Consider the following 16,083-nt stretch of genomic DNA (forward strand, 5'->3'; position numbering starts at 1 on the left):
CGGCTTCGCGACCCTTGGCAGTATGTTCGGCGCCCGGTCGGCCGGGCGCCCGATCCCATCAACTTGCGACGATATTGACCAGCTTGCCAGGGACCACGATCACTTTGCGGATCGTCAGGCCATCGAGGAAGCGCAGGACGTTTTCATTGGTGCGTGCAGCCGCTTCGACTTCTTCGCGGCTGGCGCTGGCAGGCATTTCGATCTGGCCGCGCAGCTTGCCGTTGACCTGTACCACCAGTTGCAGGCTGTCCTGAACCAATGCGGTTTCGTCGAGCACCGGCCAGCCGGCGTCGATGATCGGGTCGGCATGGCCCAGGGCGTTCCACAGCTCATGGCAGATGTGCGGTGTAATCGGAGCCAGCAGCAAGGCCACGGTTTCCAGGCCTTCCTGCAACAGGGCGCGGTCCTGGGAGGTGGCCTGCGGGGCTTTTTCCAGCACGTTCATCAGCGTCATCACCTGGGCGATGGCGGTGTTGAATTTGTGATTCTGCCCGACATCCTGACCGGCTTGCTTGACCGCCAGGTGAATCGAACGGCGGATGGCCTTCTGTTCATCGCTCAGTGCCGCCTTGTCCAGGGTGCCCGGCAGACCGGCGCTGACGTGGGCCTGGGCCAGACGCCAGACGCGCTTGAGGAAGCGGTGCGAGCCTTCGACGCCGGAGTCGGACCATTCCAGGCTCATGTCAGGCGGCGAGGCGAACATCATGAACAGGCGGCAGGTATCAGCGCCGTACTGGTCAATCATCGATTGAGGATCGACACCGTTGTTCTTCGACTTGGCCATCTTCTCGGTGCCGCCGATCTCCACCGGCAGGCCGTCGCTGATCAGTTTGGCGCCGATGATCTTGGCCTTGCTGTCCCGCTCCAGCTCGACATCGGCCGGGTTGAACCAGGTCTTGCTGCCATTGGCTTCAAGACGGTAGTAGGTCTCGGCGATAACCATGCCCTGGGTCAGCAGGTTCTTGAACGGCTCGTTCGAAGTGACCAGGCCCTCGTCGCGCATCAGCTTGTGGAAGAAGCGCGCGTACAGCAGGTGCAGGATCGCGTGTTCGATGCCGCCGATGTACTGATCGACCGGCAGCCAGTGGTTGGCCGCTTTCGGATCGACCATGCCGCCTTCGTAGTGAGGCGAGGCATAGCGGGCGAAATACCAGGACGACTCAACGAAGGTGTCCATGGTGTCGGTTTCACGCTTGGCCGCTGCGCCGCATTTCGGGCAGGTGCACTCGTAGAACTCGGGCATGCGCGCCAGGGGCGACCCGGCGCCGTCCGGCACTACGTCTTCCGGCAGCTTGACGGGCAACTGGTCCTCAGGGACCGGTACGTCACCACAGCTGTCGCAATGGATGATCGGGATCGGGCAGCCCCAGTAGCGTTGACGGCTGATGCCCCAGTCGCGCAGGCGGAACTGTGTGCGGGACTGGCCGAGGTTTTTCTTGATCAGCGCCACTTCCATGGCGTCGAAGGCACCGGCGAAGTCCAGGCCGTCGAACTCGCCTGAGTTGATCAGCTGGCCGTGCTCGCCATAGGCAGCCTGCCACGGCGCCGGGTTCTCGTCACCGGCACTGGTGCGGACCACGGACTTGATCGGCAGGTTGTACTTGGTGGCGAACTCGAAATCGCGCTCGTCGTGAGCCGGAACCGCCATCACCGCGCCGTCGCCATAGTGCATGAGCACGTAGTTGGCGACCCATACCGGCAGTTTCTCGCCGGTCAGCGGGTGCTCGACGAACAGCGAAGTCGGCAGGCCTTTCTTTTCCTGGGTGGCGACGTCGGCTTCGGCGACGCTGCCGCTCTTGCATTCATGAATGAATGCTTGCAGCTCAGGATTGTTGGTCGCAGCCAGGGTCGCCAGCGGGTGCTCGGCAGCCACGGCGACATAGGTTGCGCCCATCAGGGTATCCGGACGAGTCGTGAAGACTTTCAGGGCACCGGCTTCGCCGATCGAGGCCTGGTCGTACGGGAACTGTACTTCCATGCCGCGGGACTTGCCGATCCAGTTGCGCTGCATGGTCTTGACCTGTTCAGGCCATCCCGGCAGCTCGTCGAGGCTCGACAGCAGCTCATCGGCATAAGCGGTGATCTTGAAGTAGTACATCGGGATTTCGCGTTTTTCGATTACCGCGCCCGAACGCCAGCCACGACCGTCGATAACCTGCTCGTTGGCCAGGACGGTCTGGTCGACCGGGTCCCAGTTGACGGTGCCGTTCTTGCGATAGATCACGCCCTTTTCGAACAGTCGAGTGAACAGCCATTGTTCCCAGCGGTAGTAATCCGGCTTGCAGGTAGTGACTTCGCGGGACCAGTCGATCGCCAGACCCAGGCTTTTGAGCTGGGCTTTCATATAGGCGATGTTTTCGTAGGTCCACTTGGCCGGGGCGACGTTGTTCTTCATCGCGGCGTTCTCCGCCGGCATGCCGAAGGCGTCCCAACCCATGGGTTGCAGGACGTTCTTGCCCTGCATGCGCTGGTAGCGCGCGATCACGTCACCGATGGTGTAGTTGCGCACGTGGCCCATGTGTAGCTTGCCGCTGGGGTAAGGAAACATCGACAGGCAGTAGTACGTGTCCTTGCCTGGCTGTTCACTGACTTCAAAAGACTTTTGCTCTTCCCAGAATGTTTGGGCGGCGGCTTCGATTTCGCGGGGCTGATAGAGTTCGTGCATGGCTACTTTTGACTAAAGATTGTTGACCCTTGACCTCTTCATGGCTTCGCCGAGTCTGGTCGGCACCGCTTGCCGGACATTGAAAACTGCCTGTGCGGTGCGTTCGGGCTCAAGTGAGCGGAAGTGGAATGACAGGAAGCGCCGTAGCATACATGAGCGCCGACTATCGAGGGAAACCCTGATTGCTGTTGCAAGCCCCTGCGCCGCCGTCTGTCGCGGCATCACGTAGGTTTTGCGGGCAGCGCTAAGCTCATATGTCGAGGGTATGTCTTATCTTCGACGAGGTGAGCGGATGACAGAGTGGCAGCACACAGTAACAAACCCTGAGCTGTACGAAAGCTTGATCAATCGTCTGGGGTTGGCTCTGGAGACAGCAAAAACAGCGTTTCGACTGCGTGATGAGTCGCCCGCTGTCGTGGAATTGCGAGGCTTGAGCCGGGCCGAGTTCGAATTGATCGAGGCCTATCTTGAAAAGGATGTCATGGCGGCCGGCGACATTGCCAAAGAACGGCCGCGTGAAACCATGGTGTCGCCTGCCTTACCGCAGCGATCTGCCAAGGTCTTCTGGCTGGCCGATCAACGGCGTGCGCAGGCGGCAGCCAAGGCCAAGCGTTACAGTTCGGGTTCCAATCTCAAGCGTTAACCTTTCGCGGGCTGCGAGCCTGCCTCAATAAGCATTGTTGCTTAGCGTCAATCCTTCTAGGCTTCGGGCATCCATGGAGATGCCTGATGCCTGTTCGATACCTGCTCAAGACCCTGCTTCTGCCCCCTGGCGGGCTTTTTCTGTTGCTGTTGCTGGCCTTGTTCCTGCGGCGCTCACGCCCGCGTCTGGCGGCTGGCTGCTTTGCCCTGGGGTTGGGCGGGCTGTGGTTGATGAGCCTGCCGGTTGTGGTCCAGTGGGCGGCGGGGAAGGTCGAGACGGTCCCACCGCTGCCCGTCGGCGAGTGGACAACCCTGGCCCGGCGCGCTGACGCGATTGTGGTGCTGGGCTCGGGGCGCGAGCGCAATGACCCGACCTGGGGCGAAGACATTCCCACGGGCGGCGCTCTGGAGCGGATGCGCTTTGCGGCACGGTTAGCGAAGGATTCGGGCCTGCCGATCCTCACCACCGGCGGGCTGCACTACGGCGAGCCACCCAGTGAGGCGGCGATCATGGCCAAGTCCCTGAGTCAGGACTTCGGTACGCCGGTACGCTGGCAGGAAGGGTTAAGCCGCACGACCTGGGAAAACGCCACGATGAGCGCTGCAGTGCTGCAGCCTCTGGGGTTCAAACGAGTGGTCGTGGTGACTCAGGCCGCGCACATGCCACGTGCGCTCTGGTGTTTCGAGAAGGCCGGGTTTAGCGTGATTGGCGCGCCGGTGGGGTTTCTCAGTGCCGACAATGGCAGGCTGTTCGGTGGCTGGCTGCCCGAGGCTCAGGAATTCGCCAATAGCGGGCAGTTGCTCAACGAAGCGGCGGGGATGGTGGTTTATCCGTTGATTTATCGCTGAAGGGCGTTGTGAGTTCTGTGGGACCGGCTTTAGCCGGGAAGACAAGGGTATGGACGACAGAAATGTGTCGATCTTGCCTTTGCTTTCCCGGCTAAAGCCGGTCCCGCATGCGTCCTGAGTTCACCGCGCAGGGTTGCATGCCGCGATGGTTAAACCGTCTTGGCAATCCGGCTTGCCACCAGTGCCCAGGCGAAGATCAACCCGCTGAGGATCAGCAACGGCCAGGAGCGCCAGCGCAGGTACGGGGTCAGCTGGTGCATGGGCGTTACTTCGCCGTAGAGCACGCCTTCTTCGAACTGCGGGATTTGCTCGGTGATCTGGCCGAAAGGGTTGATCAGCCCGGTTACGCCGTTGTTGGTGGCGCGGATCATCCAGCGTCCGGCCTCCAGGGCGCGCATCTGCGCCATCTGCAAGTGTTGCAGCGGGCCGATGGAAGTGCCGAACCAAGTATCGTTGCTCACCGTCAGCAGCAAATCGCTGTTTTTCGCCAGGCTGGCGGCAAACTCGGGGTAGACCACCTCGTAGCAAATGAACGGGGCAATCTGATAGCCCTTGGCCTGGAGCAGCGCCTGATCGGCGGGCCCGCGGGCGAAGTCGGACATCGGCAGATCGAAGAAGCTGATCAGGCCACGCAGCAGATCCTGCAAGGGCACGTACTCACCGAAGGGCACCAGTTTCTGTTTCAGATAGGTGCCGTCGCCTTCACCGACTACCGTGATGCCGTTGTAGTAGCGATATTCGCCGCGCCCGCCTTTCTGGCGGATCGGCACGCCGGTGATCAGCGCAGCATGACGATCGGCGGCGAATCGGCCCATGACCGACAGGAAGCCCTCGGCGGACTCCTTGAGCACCGGCACGGCGGTTTCCGGCCAGACAATCAGGTCCACGGGTTTGCCGGTGAAGGTCAGGTCACGGTACAGGGCTAACTGGGCATTGAGCTGCTGCGGGTCCCATTTCATGCTCTGGGCGACGTTGCCCTGGATTGCCGCGACTTTCAGCGGTGTGCCGGACGGGGAAGTCCAGGCATGGTTTTTCAACGCCAGACCCAGCACCCAGGGGGCCAGCAGCAGGACCACGCCCGCCGCCAGGAACGACTTGCGTTCGCGCAGACGCCACAGGTTGCACAGCAGGGCGGCGGTCAGGGCCAGGCAGAAGGAAATCAGCCACATGCCGCCCATGGGCGCCAGACCGGACAGCGGGCCGTCCAGTTGGCTGTAGCCGGAGTACAGCCAGGGAAAGCCGGTGAGGAACCAGCCGCGGAACATTTCCTGAGCAAACCACAAGGCGGCAAAGGCCAGGGCGTCGGCCAGGGGCGCCTCACTGCGGCGGATCCAGCGCGCCCAGAGCCACGCCGGCAGGGCGAAGAACCAGGCAATGGACGCCGTGAACAGCAGCATCAGGAACCCGGCCAGCAGCACCGGGGCATCGCCGTAGGTATGGATACTGACGTAGATCCAGCTGGTGCCCGCGCCGAACAGGCCGAAACCGTAGCACCAGCCGCGCCACAGAGCCTGGCGCGAACTCAGGTCGCGCAGGCCAAGGTAGAACACGATCAGTGCCACCAACGCCAATGGCCAGATATTGAACGGGGCCAGGGCCAGGGTGGTCAGGCCACCAGCCGCCATGGCCAGCAGGTTACCGGGCCAGCCGGGGCGGGTGATCCAATGCATGTACTACGTTCCTTGGCAGATGAAACTTAACAGGCCCTGAAAAGCTTAAGAGCGCGAGATCGGACTCAGGCGCAGCAAGTGAATGCGACGGCTGTCAGCACTCAGGATGCGGAAACGATACGCACCGATTTCGGTGATTTCGTTACGTTTGGGCAAGTGGCCGAAGGCATTCATGACCAGGCCGCCAACGGTATCGAACTCATCGTCGGAGAATTCGCTGTCGAAGAACTCGTTGAAGTTCTCGATGGGCGTCAGCGCCTTGATCAGGAAATCGCCGCTGGGCAGTGGCTTGATGTAGCTGTCTTCTTCGACGTCATGCTCGTCTTCGATATCGCCGACGATCTGTTCAAGCACATCTTCAATGGTCACAAGCCCGGCTACACCACCATATTCATCAATGACGATGGCCATGTGATTGTGGTTTGCGCGGAATTCGCGCAGCAACACGTTGAGACGCTTGGACTCGGGCACGAAAGTCGCCGGGCGCAGCAGCTTCTTGATGTCGTCTCTATCGCCGTCGGGCTTGAGGATCAGGGGCAACAGGTCCTTGGCCAGGAGCACGCCGAGTACGTCATCGTGGCTCTCGCCGATCACCGGGTAGCGCGAGTGCGCTGCGTCGATGACCGCCGGCAGGAATTCGCGGGGCGTCTGGCTGGCCTTGATGCTGATCATCTGCGAGCGCGGCACCATGATGTCGCGTACTTGCAGGTCGGCCACCTGGATAGCGCCTTCGACGATGGCGAGGGCTTCGCTGTCCAGCAATTTGTTCTGATGGGCTTCACGCAGCAGCTCAAGCAGCTCCTGGCGGTTTTTCGGCTCGTGGGCAAAAGCCTGGGTCAGTTTACCCAGCCATGACTTTTGCCCGTTGCTCGATCGGTCTTCGCTCATAGCCCTTACTCGTGGTCCTTGCTTGGTGTTTCTGAATGGGGGTGGTCGTCGCTTTCGTCGTCGGCATAAGGATCCGGATAGCCCAACTCAGCAAGCAACTCTCGTTCCAGTGCTTCCATTTCTTCGGCTTCTTCATCGTCGATATGGTCGAAACCCAACAGATGCAGACAGCCGTGAATGACCAGGTGAGCCCAGTGGGCGTCCAGCGCCTTGCCCTGCTCGGCGGCTTCCCGTGCGACAACGGGCACGCAGATGACCAGATCGCCAAGCAACGGGATATCCAGCAGATCATCAGGAACGTCGGCGGGGAAGGACAGCACGTTGGTCGCGTAGTCCTTGTGTCGCCAGGTGTTGTTCAGCTCGCGACCTTCGGCCTCGTCGACCAGACGAATGGTCAGCTCCGAGTCGGCACTGCGGGCACGCAGGCCCATTTCGCACCACTGGCGAAACTGGGCTTCGGTGGGGGCAGCAGCGTCGCTGGCGATTTGCAGATCCAGCTCAAGCATCGCGGCGTGTGTCCCGGTTGAACGCATTGGGCTCGTCGCTGACACGCCCTTCGTAACGCTCGTAAGCCTCGACGATGCGCTGCACCAAGGGGTGGCGCACCACATCCTTGGGCTTGAAGTGTGTGAAGCTGATGCCCGGCACGTCCTTGAGCACCTCGATGACATGATTCAGGCCCGACTTGGTGCCCTTGGGCAGGTCGACCTGAGTGATGTCGCCGGTGATCACGGCGGTTGAGCCGAAGCCGATACGGGTCAGGAACATTTTCATCTGCTCGACGGTGGTGTTCTGACTCTCGTCGAGAATGATGAAGCTGTTATTAAGGGTGCGACCGCGCATGTAGGCCAGGGGCGCAACTTCGATCACCTGCTTCTCGATCAGCTTGGCCACGTATTCGAAGCCGAGCATTTCGTACAGCGCGTCGTAGAGCGGGCGCAGGTACGGGTCGATTTTCTGCGCCAGGTCGCCGGGCAGGAAGCCGAGCTTTTCGCCCGCCTCGACCGCCGGACGCACCAACAGGATGCGACGGATCTGCTCGCGCTCCAGGGCATCCACCGCACAGGCTACTGCCAGATACGTCTTGCCAGTACCTGCCGGACCGATGCCGAAGTTGATGTCGTTGCCGAGGATTTCCTTCACATAGCGCTGCTGATTCAAGCCGCGAGGGCGAATCATGCCTTTCTTGGTGCGCAGCGCCACGCCGGGTTGGGCGGCCGGATGGTTATCCAGGCCTTCGACGCCGGACTCCTGCAGGAACAGGTGAACCATGTCCGGAGACAGCTCGGTGCCCTTGGTCTCGCGATAGAGACGGCGCAGCAGGTTCTCGGCTGAAGTGGTGTTCTGGCGCGTGCCGATCAGTTCGAATTGATTGCCGCGGTTGCGGATCTCAATTTCCAGGCGTTGCTCGATCAAGCGCAGATGCTCGTCGAATTGCCCGCACAGATTGGCGAAGCGATGGGCCTCGAAGGGTTCGAGGATGAAATGATGAGGTTCTATGGGTGCGTTCAAGGTTGTTTTTAGCCGCCCGACGGCAATGGATATGGACCGAAGGATAACCCCGGTAAGGTATGTGCGAAAGCTCTGACGTGTTTAAAACTCATCAGAGCTTGCACCTTCCGGGCTTTACATCAGCAGCGAGCCGCGCAGGGAGTGGGGTTGCGCGTCATCGATGTGCACGTCGACGAACTGGCCGATCAGCTTCGGGTTATCGCAGCGGAAGTTGACGATGCGGTTGTTTTCCGTGCGTCCCTGCAGTTCGCCTGGGTCTTTTTTCGAGTAATCGGTGACCAGGATGCGCTGGGTGCTGCCGACCATTTGTCGGCTGATCTCGAAGCCCTGCTGATTAAGGCGGTGCTGCAAGGCGGCCAGGCGCTCTTTTTTCAGCGATTCCGGGGTGTCATCCTTCAGATCGGCCGCCGGAGTGCCTGGGCGCGGGCTGTAGACGAAGGAGAACGAGAAGTCGAAACCCACGTCCTGGATCAGCTTCATGGTGTTGTCGAAGTCTTTCTCGGTTTCGCCGGGGAAGCCGACGATGAAGTCCGAACTGATACTGATGCCCGGCACGGCAGCCCGGAGCTTGCGCAGCTTGGACTTGTATTCGAGGGTGGTGTGGTTGCGTTTCATCGCCGCCAGCACGCGGTCCGAGCCCGATTGGACCGGCAGGTGCAGGTGTTTGACCAGTTCCGGGACTTCGGCATGGGCCTGGATCAGGCTGTCGGAGAACTCCAGCGGGTGCGAGGTGGTGTAGCGGATGCGGTCGATACCGTCGATGGCAGCCACGACGCGGATCAGGTCCGCCAGATCAGCCTGACGGCCGTCGGCCGTGGTACCGCGATAGCCGTTGACGTTCTGCCCCAGCAGCGTCACTTCCCGCACGCCGTGCTCGGCCAGGTGAATGACCTCGGTAATGACATCGTCGAACGGCCGGCTGACTTCTTCACCGCGGGTATAGGGCACCACGCAGAAAGTGCAGTACTTGCTGCAACCTTCCATGACCGAGACATAGGCGCTCGGGCCATCGACGCGGGGCTCGGGCAGGTGGTCGAATTTTTCGATTTCCGGGAACGAGACATCGACCTGGGGCAGGCGCGTAACCCGCGCAGCGTCGATCATTTCCGGCAGGCGGTGCAGGGTCTGCGGGCCGAACACCACGTCCACGTAGGGCGCGCGATCACGGATCGCCGCGCCTTCCTGGCTGGCCACGCAACCGCCCACGGCGATCACCATCTCCGGGTTGGCCAGTTTCAGTTCACGCCAGCGGCCCAGTTGGGAGTAGACCCGATCCTGGGCGCGCTCGCGGATCGAGCAGGTATTGAGCAGGATGACGTCGGCATCTTCCGCGCGAGCGGTGACTTCCAGGGCTTGATGTTCGCCCAGCAGATCGACCATGCGCGAGCTGTCGTACTCGTTCATCTGGCAACCGTGGGTTTCGATATAAAGCTTCTTGGCCATGCGTGATCATCAGGTGATTCAAAGAACCGCGCATTATAGGGACGGCGCTTGCGGGTTCCTAGCGTCGTCTGGCGAATGGGCATATAGTTCGCCTCTTCTTTTTACCGTGCCGAACAATACCCGCCTGCCATGACCAAACGCGAAGCTCCAATCTACAAGGTGATTTTCCTCAATCAGGGACAAGTGTTCGAGATGTACGCCAAGCAGATCTATCAAAGTGATCTGTGGGGGTTTCTGGAGGTGGAGGAATTCGTCTTCGGCGAGCGCACAACCGTTGTGGTTGATCCCAGCGAAGAAAAGCTCAAGGCGCAGTTCGAAGGCGTCGTGCGCAGCTTTGTGCCGATGCATTCGATCGTGCGCATCGACGAAGTCGAGCGCATGGGCACACCGAAGATCAGCGAAGCGCGCGGTACCAGTAACGTGATGCCATTCCCCATGCCGATGCCGGAGAAATAACCGGCTTCAGTTCTGCTGGGGCGACAGTTGCGGTGCCAGTGCCGGTGCCGCAGCGCCAGGCGCCGGGGCCGTGCTGTTGGGATCAGGCAGGGGCGCGAAGGGCGAGCGACCTTCGGCGGACTGCAGTTCTTGCAGGTAGTTGCGGAAAATCTGGCCCAGAACCTGAGTCGCCACTTCCAGCTCGTCGCGCCGCATGTGCGACGATACTTCGTCAGCGCTGTCCAGGGCATCCTCGGAGCCGTTGACCGCCGCCATCTTCAGCACGATATAGGCCTGGACGTTGTTGGCCTGCACACCTTCACCCTTGAAGAACATCAGGCCAAGCTGGTACTGCGCCTGGGCATGCCCCTGCAGCGAGGCTTTCTCAAAGTAATTGAGCGCTTGCGCCAGGTCACGAGGGGCGTGTTTACCGTCGTAGTAAAATTCACCCAACTCGTATTGCGCCTGAGCATCCCCGGCCTTGGCGGCTTCCTGACAGGCAGCCAGCGCCGTCGGCAGGTTGTCCGGCTGGGTATTGAGGGTGCAGCGACCCACCGCTGGGATCAACAACGAGTTGCCACCTGCATTCGCCAGCAGGGGATGAATAAGCAACAGGCAGCCCAATGCAAGGGTGCGGCCGGTGCGGTTCATGGGAATCGACATACCTCTGAAAAGGTGCGGGCGTACCCGTCCAGCTAAACGTGCTGGCTGCGCATTATGAAATAAGCGGGGCCAACCTTACAAAGTCTTTACGGATTTTCTGCTGCACGGGCTTGAAATGCCTGTTTTCATTGATGATTGGTTACCTGTAGGAGCTGCCGAAGGCTGCGATGCGCTTCTCATGACGGAACGCAATCGCAGCCTTCGGCAGCTCCTACAAGGTTTTCCAGCCTTATTTAAGCGCCGCAAACGCCTTCTCGGCTGCATCCAGAGTCAGTTTCAGCTCGGTTTCGCCATGGGCGATGGACGTGAAACCAGCTTCGAACGCGCTGGGCGCCAGGTATACGCCGCCTTCGAGCATCAAATGGAAGAAGCGCTTGAAGCGTTCAGCATCGCTGGTCATTACGTCTTCGAAGGTGACGATGGCCTTTGCTTCGCTGAAGTACAGGCCGAACATGCCGCCCGCCTGGGTTGTCACGAACGGGATGCCGGCAGCATCGGCGCGCTCTTGCAGGCCGGCGAGCAGGCGCCGGGTGTATTCGCTCAGCTCGTCATGGAAGCCCGGGCGGCTGATCAGGCGCAGGGTCGTCAGGCCAGCAGCCATGGCGAGGGGGTTGCCCGACAGCGTACCGGCCTGATAGACCGGGCCCAGCGGGGCGATGTGGGACATGATTTCGCGCTTGCCGCCGAAGCAGCCCACCGGCATGCCGCCGCCGATGATCTTGCCGAAGGTGCTCAGGTCCGGCGTTACCCCGTAGTAAGCCTGGGCGCCGCCGAGGGCGACACGAAAGCCCGTCATCACTTCGTCGAAGATCAGTACCACGCCGTATTGATCACACAGGGCGCGCAGGCCTTGCAGGTAGCCCGGCGCAGGCGGTACGCAGTTCATGTTGCCGGCTACCGGCTCGACGATGATGCAGGCCACGTCCTGGCCAACTTCAGCCAACAGGGCGCTGACGGCGTCGAGGTCGTTGAACGGCACGGTCAGGGTGTGCTTGGCGAAGGCCGCAGGCACGCCTGGCGAGCTGGGTACACCCAGGGTCAGGGCGCCGGAACCGGCTTTGACCAGCAGGCTGTCGGAGTGGCCGTGGTAGCAGCCTTCGAACTTGATGATGCTGTCGCGGCCAGTGAAACCGCGGGCCAGACGGATGGCGCTCATGGTCGCTTCGGTGCCGGAGCTGACCATGCGCACCATTTCCATTGACGGCACGATGGAGCAGACCAGGTCGGCCATCTCGGTTTCCATGGCCGTTGGCGCGCCGTATGACAGACCGTGTTCCAGCTGATTGCGCACGGCGTCCAGCACTTCCGGATGGCTGTGACCGAGAATCATCGGCCCCCATGAACCGACGTAGTCGACATAACGCTTGTCGTCTTCATCAGTGACATAGGCCCCGACCGCATGCTTGAAGAACAGCGGCGTACCCCCCACGCTCTTGAAGGCGCGAACCGGCGAGTTGACGCCACCGGGGATGTGTTTCTGGGCGTTGGCGAACAGGGTTTCAGAACGGGACATGGTCGGGTCTCTGCTGGTGAACCGGAAAGTCTGGTTACGCCCGGCGGGGCGAGAGGAGGGGCACTATAACAAATGCCGGGCAGCTCCTGCCGAGTGAGAATGCCGCAGGATGGATTGATAGGCGCGAATTGTAGGGGCGAATATTGCGGGAGTGAGTTGTGGGCGAATTCATTCGCGAAGGGGTCAGTACATCCGCCAAATTTGTATCGTTTGAGAAACCGTCTTCGCGAATGAATTCGCTCCCGCATCATAGGCTCCATATTTTTGTCATCGTGCCCATGGTGGTGGAAACCTATCGAGCCAGATGTCCGAATCCAGCCAGACTTTCCTCGAGTGCTGGATTACAGTTCGCCCATGAACACTCTCGATCCCGAAGTCTGCTACGCCGCTTTTGTCGCCCGTGACCGCCGTTTTGACGGCTGGTTTTTCATGGGAGTGTCATCGACCGGCATCTATTGCCGCCCGATGTGCCCGGTGCGCGCACCGAATGCGGTCAATTGCAGTTTCTACGCCAGCGCTGCCGCCGCCGAACAGGCCGGTTTCCGTCCGTGCCTGCGTTGCCGCCCGGAACTGGCGCCCGGTCATGGCCTGATCGATATGTCCAGTCGCCTGGCCCAGGCAGCGGCGCGGCTGATCGAGGACGGTTTTCTCAATGGCCGCAGTCTGGTCGCCCTGGCGGCACGTGTCGGTGTTACTGACCGGCATCTGCGGCGGATCTTCGAGGCCGAGTTCGGGGTGTCACTGCTTGACTACGTACAAACCCAGCGGCTGTTGATTGCCAAGCGTCTGCTGACCGATACCGGCCTGTCCATGGCTGAAGTGGCATTGGCCTCCGGATTTGGCAGCGTACGGCGTTTCAATGATGTGTTTCAGGCGCAGTACGGGCTCAACCCCCTGCGCCTGAAAAAGGCTGTGCATGTACCCGGCGCATCGACTCTGCGCTTCGAGTTGTCTTACCGGCCGCCCTATACCTGGGACGGTGTGTTGGCCTTTCTTGCCCATCGCTGCATCGCCGGGGTCGAACATATCGCCGAGAACTGTTATGCCCGCACTATAGAGGTCGAGCAAGGCGGCAAACGTTTGAACGGCTGGGTCAGCGTCAGCCATGCGCCGCAACGTCATGCCCTGGTGGTTACGGTCTCTGCGTCGCTGCAAAGCGCAATCGTCCAGGTGCTGGGACGTTTGCGGCGCTTGTTCGACACCGGTTGCCGACCCGATCTGGTGGACGGCCATCTGCATGAGTTGTCCGCCGACCTGCCAGGCATGCGCGTGCCGGGGGCGGTGGATGGATTTGAAATAGCGGTACGGGCGGTGGTCGGTCAGCAGGTTTCTGTTGCCCGGGCGCGGGTCGTGCTGGGACGTATTGCCGAGCGCTTCGGTACGCCGATCGAGGATGCGCCTCACGGTCTGACCCATGCTTTTGCGACGGCTGAGACACTTGCCTCACTCGACGCCGAAGAGCTGATCACCACCGGCCTTATCCGAATTCGCGCGGAGGCGATCATTGCCGTGGCCGGGGAGGTCGCCGAAGGGCGTGTGGTTCTTGAGCCGTTGGTGCCCCTGGACGAAACCCTGGACGCCCTGCGGCATATCCGCGGTATCGGTGAATGGACGGTGCAATACATCGCCATGCGTGCGTTGGGCTGGCCCAATGCCTTCCCGCAAGGCGATGCCGTACTGAAGAAACATCTCGCGTGTGCCACGGCCGCGCAACTCAATGAACACGCCAGTCAGTGGGCGCCCTGGCGGGCCTACGCCACTGTGCATTTATGGCGTTTACGCGAGGAGGCAAAGCAATGATTCCCGGCTATCTGGTTGCAAGTCCGTTGGGCGACATTGCCCTGCGTGCCGAGGATGACGCCCTGACCGGGGTGTATTTCGTCGGACAGAAGTACTACCCCGAGCTGGCCCTGGTCACCGACGTGGGACGTGTGCCGCGAGTGATCAGCATGGCCCAGGAGCAGTTGGCCGAGTTCTTTGCCGGTGAGCGCCGGGCGTTCGAGCTGCCCCTGCGCTTTCGCGGCACGCCGTTTCAGGAGCAGGTCTGGCGCGAACTGGCGCGGATTCCCTATGGCGAGTTGCTGTCCTATGGCGCGATGGCGAAGAAGATGGGCCTGAGCGCCGGGCATTCCCGTGCGGTCGGCACAGCCAATGGCAAGAACCCGATCTCGATCATCGTGCCTTGCCATCGAGTGATAGGCGCCAGTGGCGACCTCACCGGTTATGCCGGCGGTGTCGAGCGCAAGCGTGCCCTGCTGGCGCTGGAGAATAACAAAGGCATGGCTGAATTCGCCTTCGAACTGGTCAGCCGGGGCTGACCGGCACGTTCAGCCCTACTTTCGCCACAGGTCGTTGAAGGCCCTTGCGCGGCTGGTGACTTCCTGTGCCGTCTCGGCGCCGAACAGGCCATGCACCACGGCCAGCAGGTCGGCGCCATGGGCAACCAGTTGCGGCGCGTTATCCAGGGTGATTCCACCGATTACCGCGATCGGCAGATGCACTTTGGCTCGCACCTGATCCAGCAATTCCAGGGGGACGGCCGGGGCATCGGGTTTGGTCTGGGAATTGAAGAAGCGCCCGAAGGCGACATAACTGGCGCCATCGGCCTTGGCCCGTTCGGCCAGTTCCAGCTTGCCATGGCAGGTGGCGCCGACAATCGCCTTGTGCCCGAGCAGCGCCCTGGCATCGGGCAGCGAGCCGTCGGTCTGCCCCAGGTGCACGCCAACCCCCAGGCGGGCGGCCAGCTCGGCGTCATCGTTGATGATCAACTGTGTCTTGTAGTGCTGGCACAATTTGAGCAGTTCGCTGGCCTCGCGCAAGCGGCGCGAATCATCGCCGCTCTTGTCGCGGTATTGCAGCAGAGTGACGCCGCCATCAAGGGCGGCCTTGACGTAAGACAGGAATTTGCCAGCCAACAATTGGTTGTCGGTAATGGCATACAGGCCACGTAGTTTCATAAATGTGCCTCATGACGTGGCGTTACGAGCAGAAATCCAGGGGCAGGCGACGGGGCACGAATTGCCCTTTGCCCAGCTGTTCAGCGTCTCGCAACGTCCGCCAAGTGTAGTCCAGCGCCGTCTCGACGGCGCTGACCAGATCTTGTCCAAGTGCCAGACGGCCAGCCAGGGCACTGGCCAGGGTGCAGCCGGAACCATGGTAACTGCCGGGCAGGCGCTGACAGGTAAAGGTGCGGGTTGTGCCGTCGCGGCTGTACAGGCGGTTATGGATGTCCTGCTCGTCGCCGTGGCCGCCGGTGATCAGCAGGTGCTCGACAAATGGCAGCAGTTTGGCCGCGCATTCATCTGCGCTACCTTCCGGCAGGTCGGCGAGAATCCGCGCTTCTGGCAGATTGGGCGTGGCGATTTTCGACAGCGGCAGCAGGCGCTCGCGCATGGCGTAGCCGACTTCATCCTTGCCCAGACGGCCCCCGCCCCCGGCACGCAGCACCGGGTCGCAGACCAGCGGCAGATGCGGGTGCGCCTGCAGCAGTTCGACGACGGTGTCGACCATTTCCAGGGAACCGAGCATGCCCAGCTTGACCGCCGCAACGGTGGAGTCATTGAGCACGGCATTGGCCTGGGCCAGCACCCACTCGCGATCCAGCACGCGGAAGTCGCTGACATTGACAGTGTCTTGCACGGTCAGGGCGGTCACCGCCGGAGCGGCATGGCAACCCTGGGCGAGCAGGGCTTCGATATCTGCCTGCAGACCGGCACCACCACTGGGATCGTGGCCGGAAAGGCAAAGGACAACGGGGCGGGAATTATAGATAGTCATGGCGCGCGAGCTTACCACTAAACCTT

14 protein-coding genes and 1 pseudogene are annotated in these 16,083 nt (G+C 61.4%); 5 read left to right on the plus strand and 10 right to left on the minus strand.

Annotated features, from left to right (window positions below; translation table 11 throughout):
• Window positions 1-58: 58 nt before the first annotated feature.
• Entirely contained in the window at window positions 59-2,665 is a 2,607-nt protein-coding gene (gene leuS / locus ACCD02_RS10865; RefSeq protein ID WP_413301203.1) for a leucine--tRNA ligase, read from the minus strand.
• 292 nt (window positions 2,666-2,957) lie between these two features.
• Between leuS and ACCD02_RS10870 the strand changes: the two genes are divergently transcribed.
• Both ACCD02_RS10870 and ACCD02_RS10875 read left to right on the plus strand, forming a co-directional pair.
• Window positions 2,958-3,308, plus strand: a complete 351-nt coding sequence (locus tag ACCD02_RS10870) for a hypothetical protein (protein ID WP_413301205.1) — start codon at window positions 2,958-2,960, stop codon at window positions 3,306-3,308.
• 86 nt (window positions 3,309-3,394) lie between these two features.
• Window positions 3,395-4,156, plus strand: coding sequence for a YdcF family protein (locus tag ACCD02_RS10875; protein ID WP_413301207.1), 762 nt, complete (start codon window positions 3,395-3,397; stop codon window positions 4,154-4,156).
• A gap of 149 nt (window positions 4,157-4,305) precedes the next feature.
• Here ACCD02_RS10875 and lnt read toward each other — a convergent pair whose 3' ends face one another.
• The 5 genes from lnt to miaB all read right to left on the minus strand — a co-directional run bounded on the left by lnt (window position 4,306) and on the right by miaB (window position 9,669).
• The gene (gene lnt / locus ACCD02_RS10880; protein ID WP_413301209.1) at window positions 4,306-5,826 is read right to left on the minus strand and encodes an apolipoprotein N-acyltransferase; all 1,521 of its coding nucleotides are present in this window, start codon (window positions 5,824-5,826) and stop codon (window positions 4,306-4,308) included.
• Window positions 5,827-5,871: 45 nt separating this feature from the next.
• The gene (locus ACCD02_RS10885; RefSeq protein ID WP_413301211.1) at window positions 5,872-6,714 is read right to left on the minus strand and encodes an HlyC/CorC family transporter; all 843 of its coding nucleotides are present in this window, start codon (window positions 6,712-6,714) and stop codon (window positions 5,872-5,874) included.
• 5 nt (window positions 6,715-6,719) lie between these two features.
• Window positions 6,720-7,220 carry an rRNA maturation RNase YbeY gene (gene ybeY, locus ACCD02_RS10890; RefSeq protein WP_413301213.1) on the minus strand — a complete coding sequence of 167 codons (501 nt, stop codon included), beginning with the start codon at window positions 7,218-7,220 and terminating at the stop codon, window positions 6,720-6,722.
• Window positions 7,213-8,226: a PhoH family protein gene (locus tag ACCD02_RS10895; protein ID WP_413301215.1), complete on the minus strand. Its 1,014-nt coding sequence runs from the start codon at window positions 8,224-8,226 to the stop codon at window positions 7,213-7,215. The genes ybeY and ACCD02_RS10895 overlap by 8 nt, the downstream gene beginning before the upstream one ends.
• Window positions 8,227-8,340: 114 nt before the next feature.
• Entirely contained in the window at window positions 8,341-9,669 is a 1,329-nt protein-coding gene (miaB, locus tag ACCD02_RS10900; protein WP_413301217.1) for a tRNA (N6-isopentenyl adenosine(37)-C2)-methylthiotransferase MiaB, read from the minus strand.
• A 129-nt stretch (window positions 9,670-9,798) separates the two neighbouring features.
• On the opposite strand from miaB, the gene ACCD02_RS10905 reads away from it, so the two are divergent.
• Complete coding sequence (locus ACCD02_RS10905; protein ID WP_003313868.1) at window positions 9,799-10,125, plus strand: DUF1820 family protein; 327 nt, start codon at window positions 9,799-9,801, stop codon at window positions 10,123-10,125.
• Window positions 10,126-10,209: 84 nt separating this feature from the next.
• Here ACCD02_RS10905 and ACCD02_RS10910 read toward each other — a convergent pair.
• Together ACCD02_RS10910 and hemL are read right to left on the minus strand one after the other, a co-directional pair.
• Window positions 10,210-10,755, minus strand: a pseudogene (locus ACCD02_RS10910) (tetratricopeptide repeat protein); the annotation flags it as partial.
• 241 nt (window positions 10,756-10,996) lie between these two features.
• The gene (gene hemL, locus ACCD02_RS10915) at window positions 10,997-12,280 is read right to left on the minus strand and encodes a glutamate-1-semialdehyde 2,1-aminomutase (protein WP_413301220.1); all 1,284 of its coding nucleotides are present in this window, start codon (window positions 12,278-12,280) and stop codon (window positions 10,997-10,999) included.
• Window positions 12,281-12,634: 354 nt separating this feature from the next.
• On the opposite strand from hemL, the gene ACCD02_RS10920 reads away from it, so the two are divergent.
• Together ACCD02_RS10920 and ACCD02_RS10925 are read left to right on the plus strand one after the other, a co-directional pair.
• Window positions 12,635-14,080 carry an AlkA N-terminal domain-containing protein gene (locus ACCD02_RS10920; RefSeq protein WP_413301221.1) on the plus strand — a complete coding sequence of 482 codons (1,446 nt, stop codon included), beginning with the start codon at window positions 12,635-12,637 and terminating at the stop codon, window positions 14,078-14,080.
• Window positions 14,077-14,598, plus strand: coding sequence for a methylated-DNA--[protein]-cysteine S-methyltransferase (locus tag ACCD02_RS10925; protein WP_413301223.1), 522 nt, complete (start codon window positions 14,077-14,079; stop codon window positions 14,596-14,598). The genes ACCD02_RS10920 and ACCD02_RS10925 overlap by 4 nt, the downstream gene beginning before the upstream one ends.
• A gap of 15 nt (window positions 14,599-14,613) precedes the next feature.
• On the opposite strand, the gene thiE is transcribed toward ACCD02_RS10925, so the two are convergent.
• Both thiE and ACCD02_RS10935 read right to left on the minus strand, forming a co-directional pair.
• The gene (thiE, locus tag ACCD02_RS10930) at window positions 14,614-15,237 is read right to left on the minus strand and encodes a thiamine phosphate synthase (RefSeq protein ID WP_413301225.1); all 624 of its coding nucleotides are present in this window, start codon (window positions 15,235-15,237) and stop codon (window positions 14,614-14,616) included.
• 22 nt (window positions 15,238-15,259) lie between these two features.
• Window positions 15,260-16,057 (minus strand): hydroxymethylpyrimidine/phosphomethylpyrimidine kinase, encoded by a 798-nt coding sequence (locus ACCD02_RS10935; RefSeq protein ID WP_413301227.1) that lies wholly within the window; start codon window positions 16,055-16,057, stop codon window positions 15,260-15,262.
• Between the last annotated feature and the right edge of the window lie 26 nt (window positions 16,058-16,083).

Origin of the sequence: Pseudomonas sp. Pseusp88, from assembly GCF_047303955.1 — a bacterium.
GTDB lineage: Bacteria > Pseudomonadota > Gammaproteobacteria > Pseudomonadales > Pseudomonadaceae > Aquipseudomonas.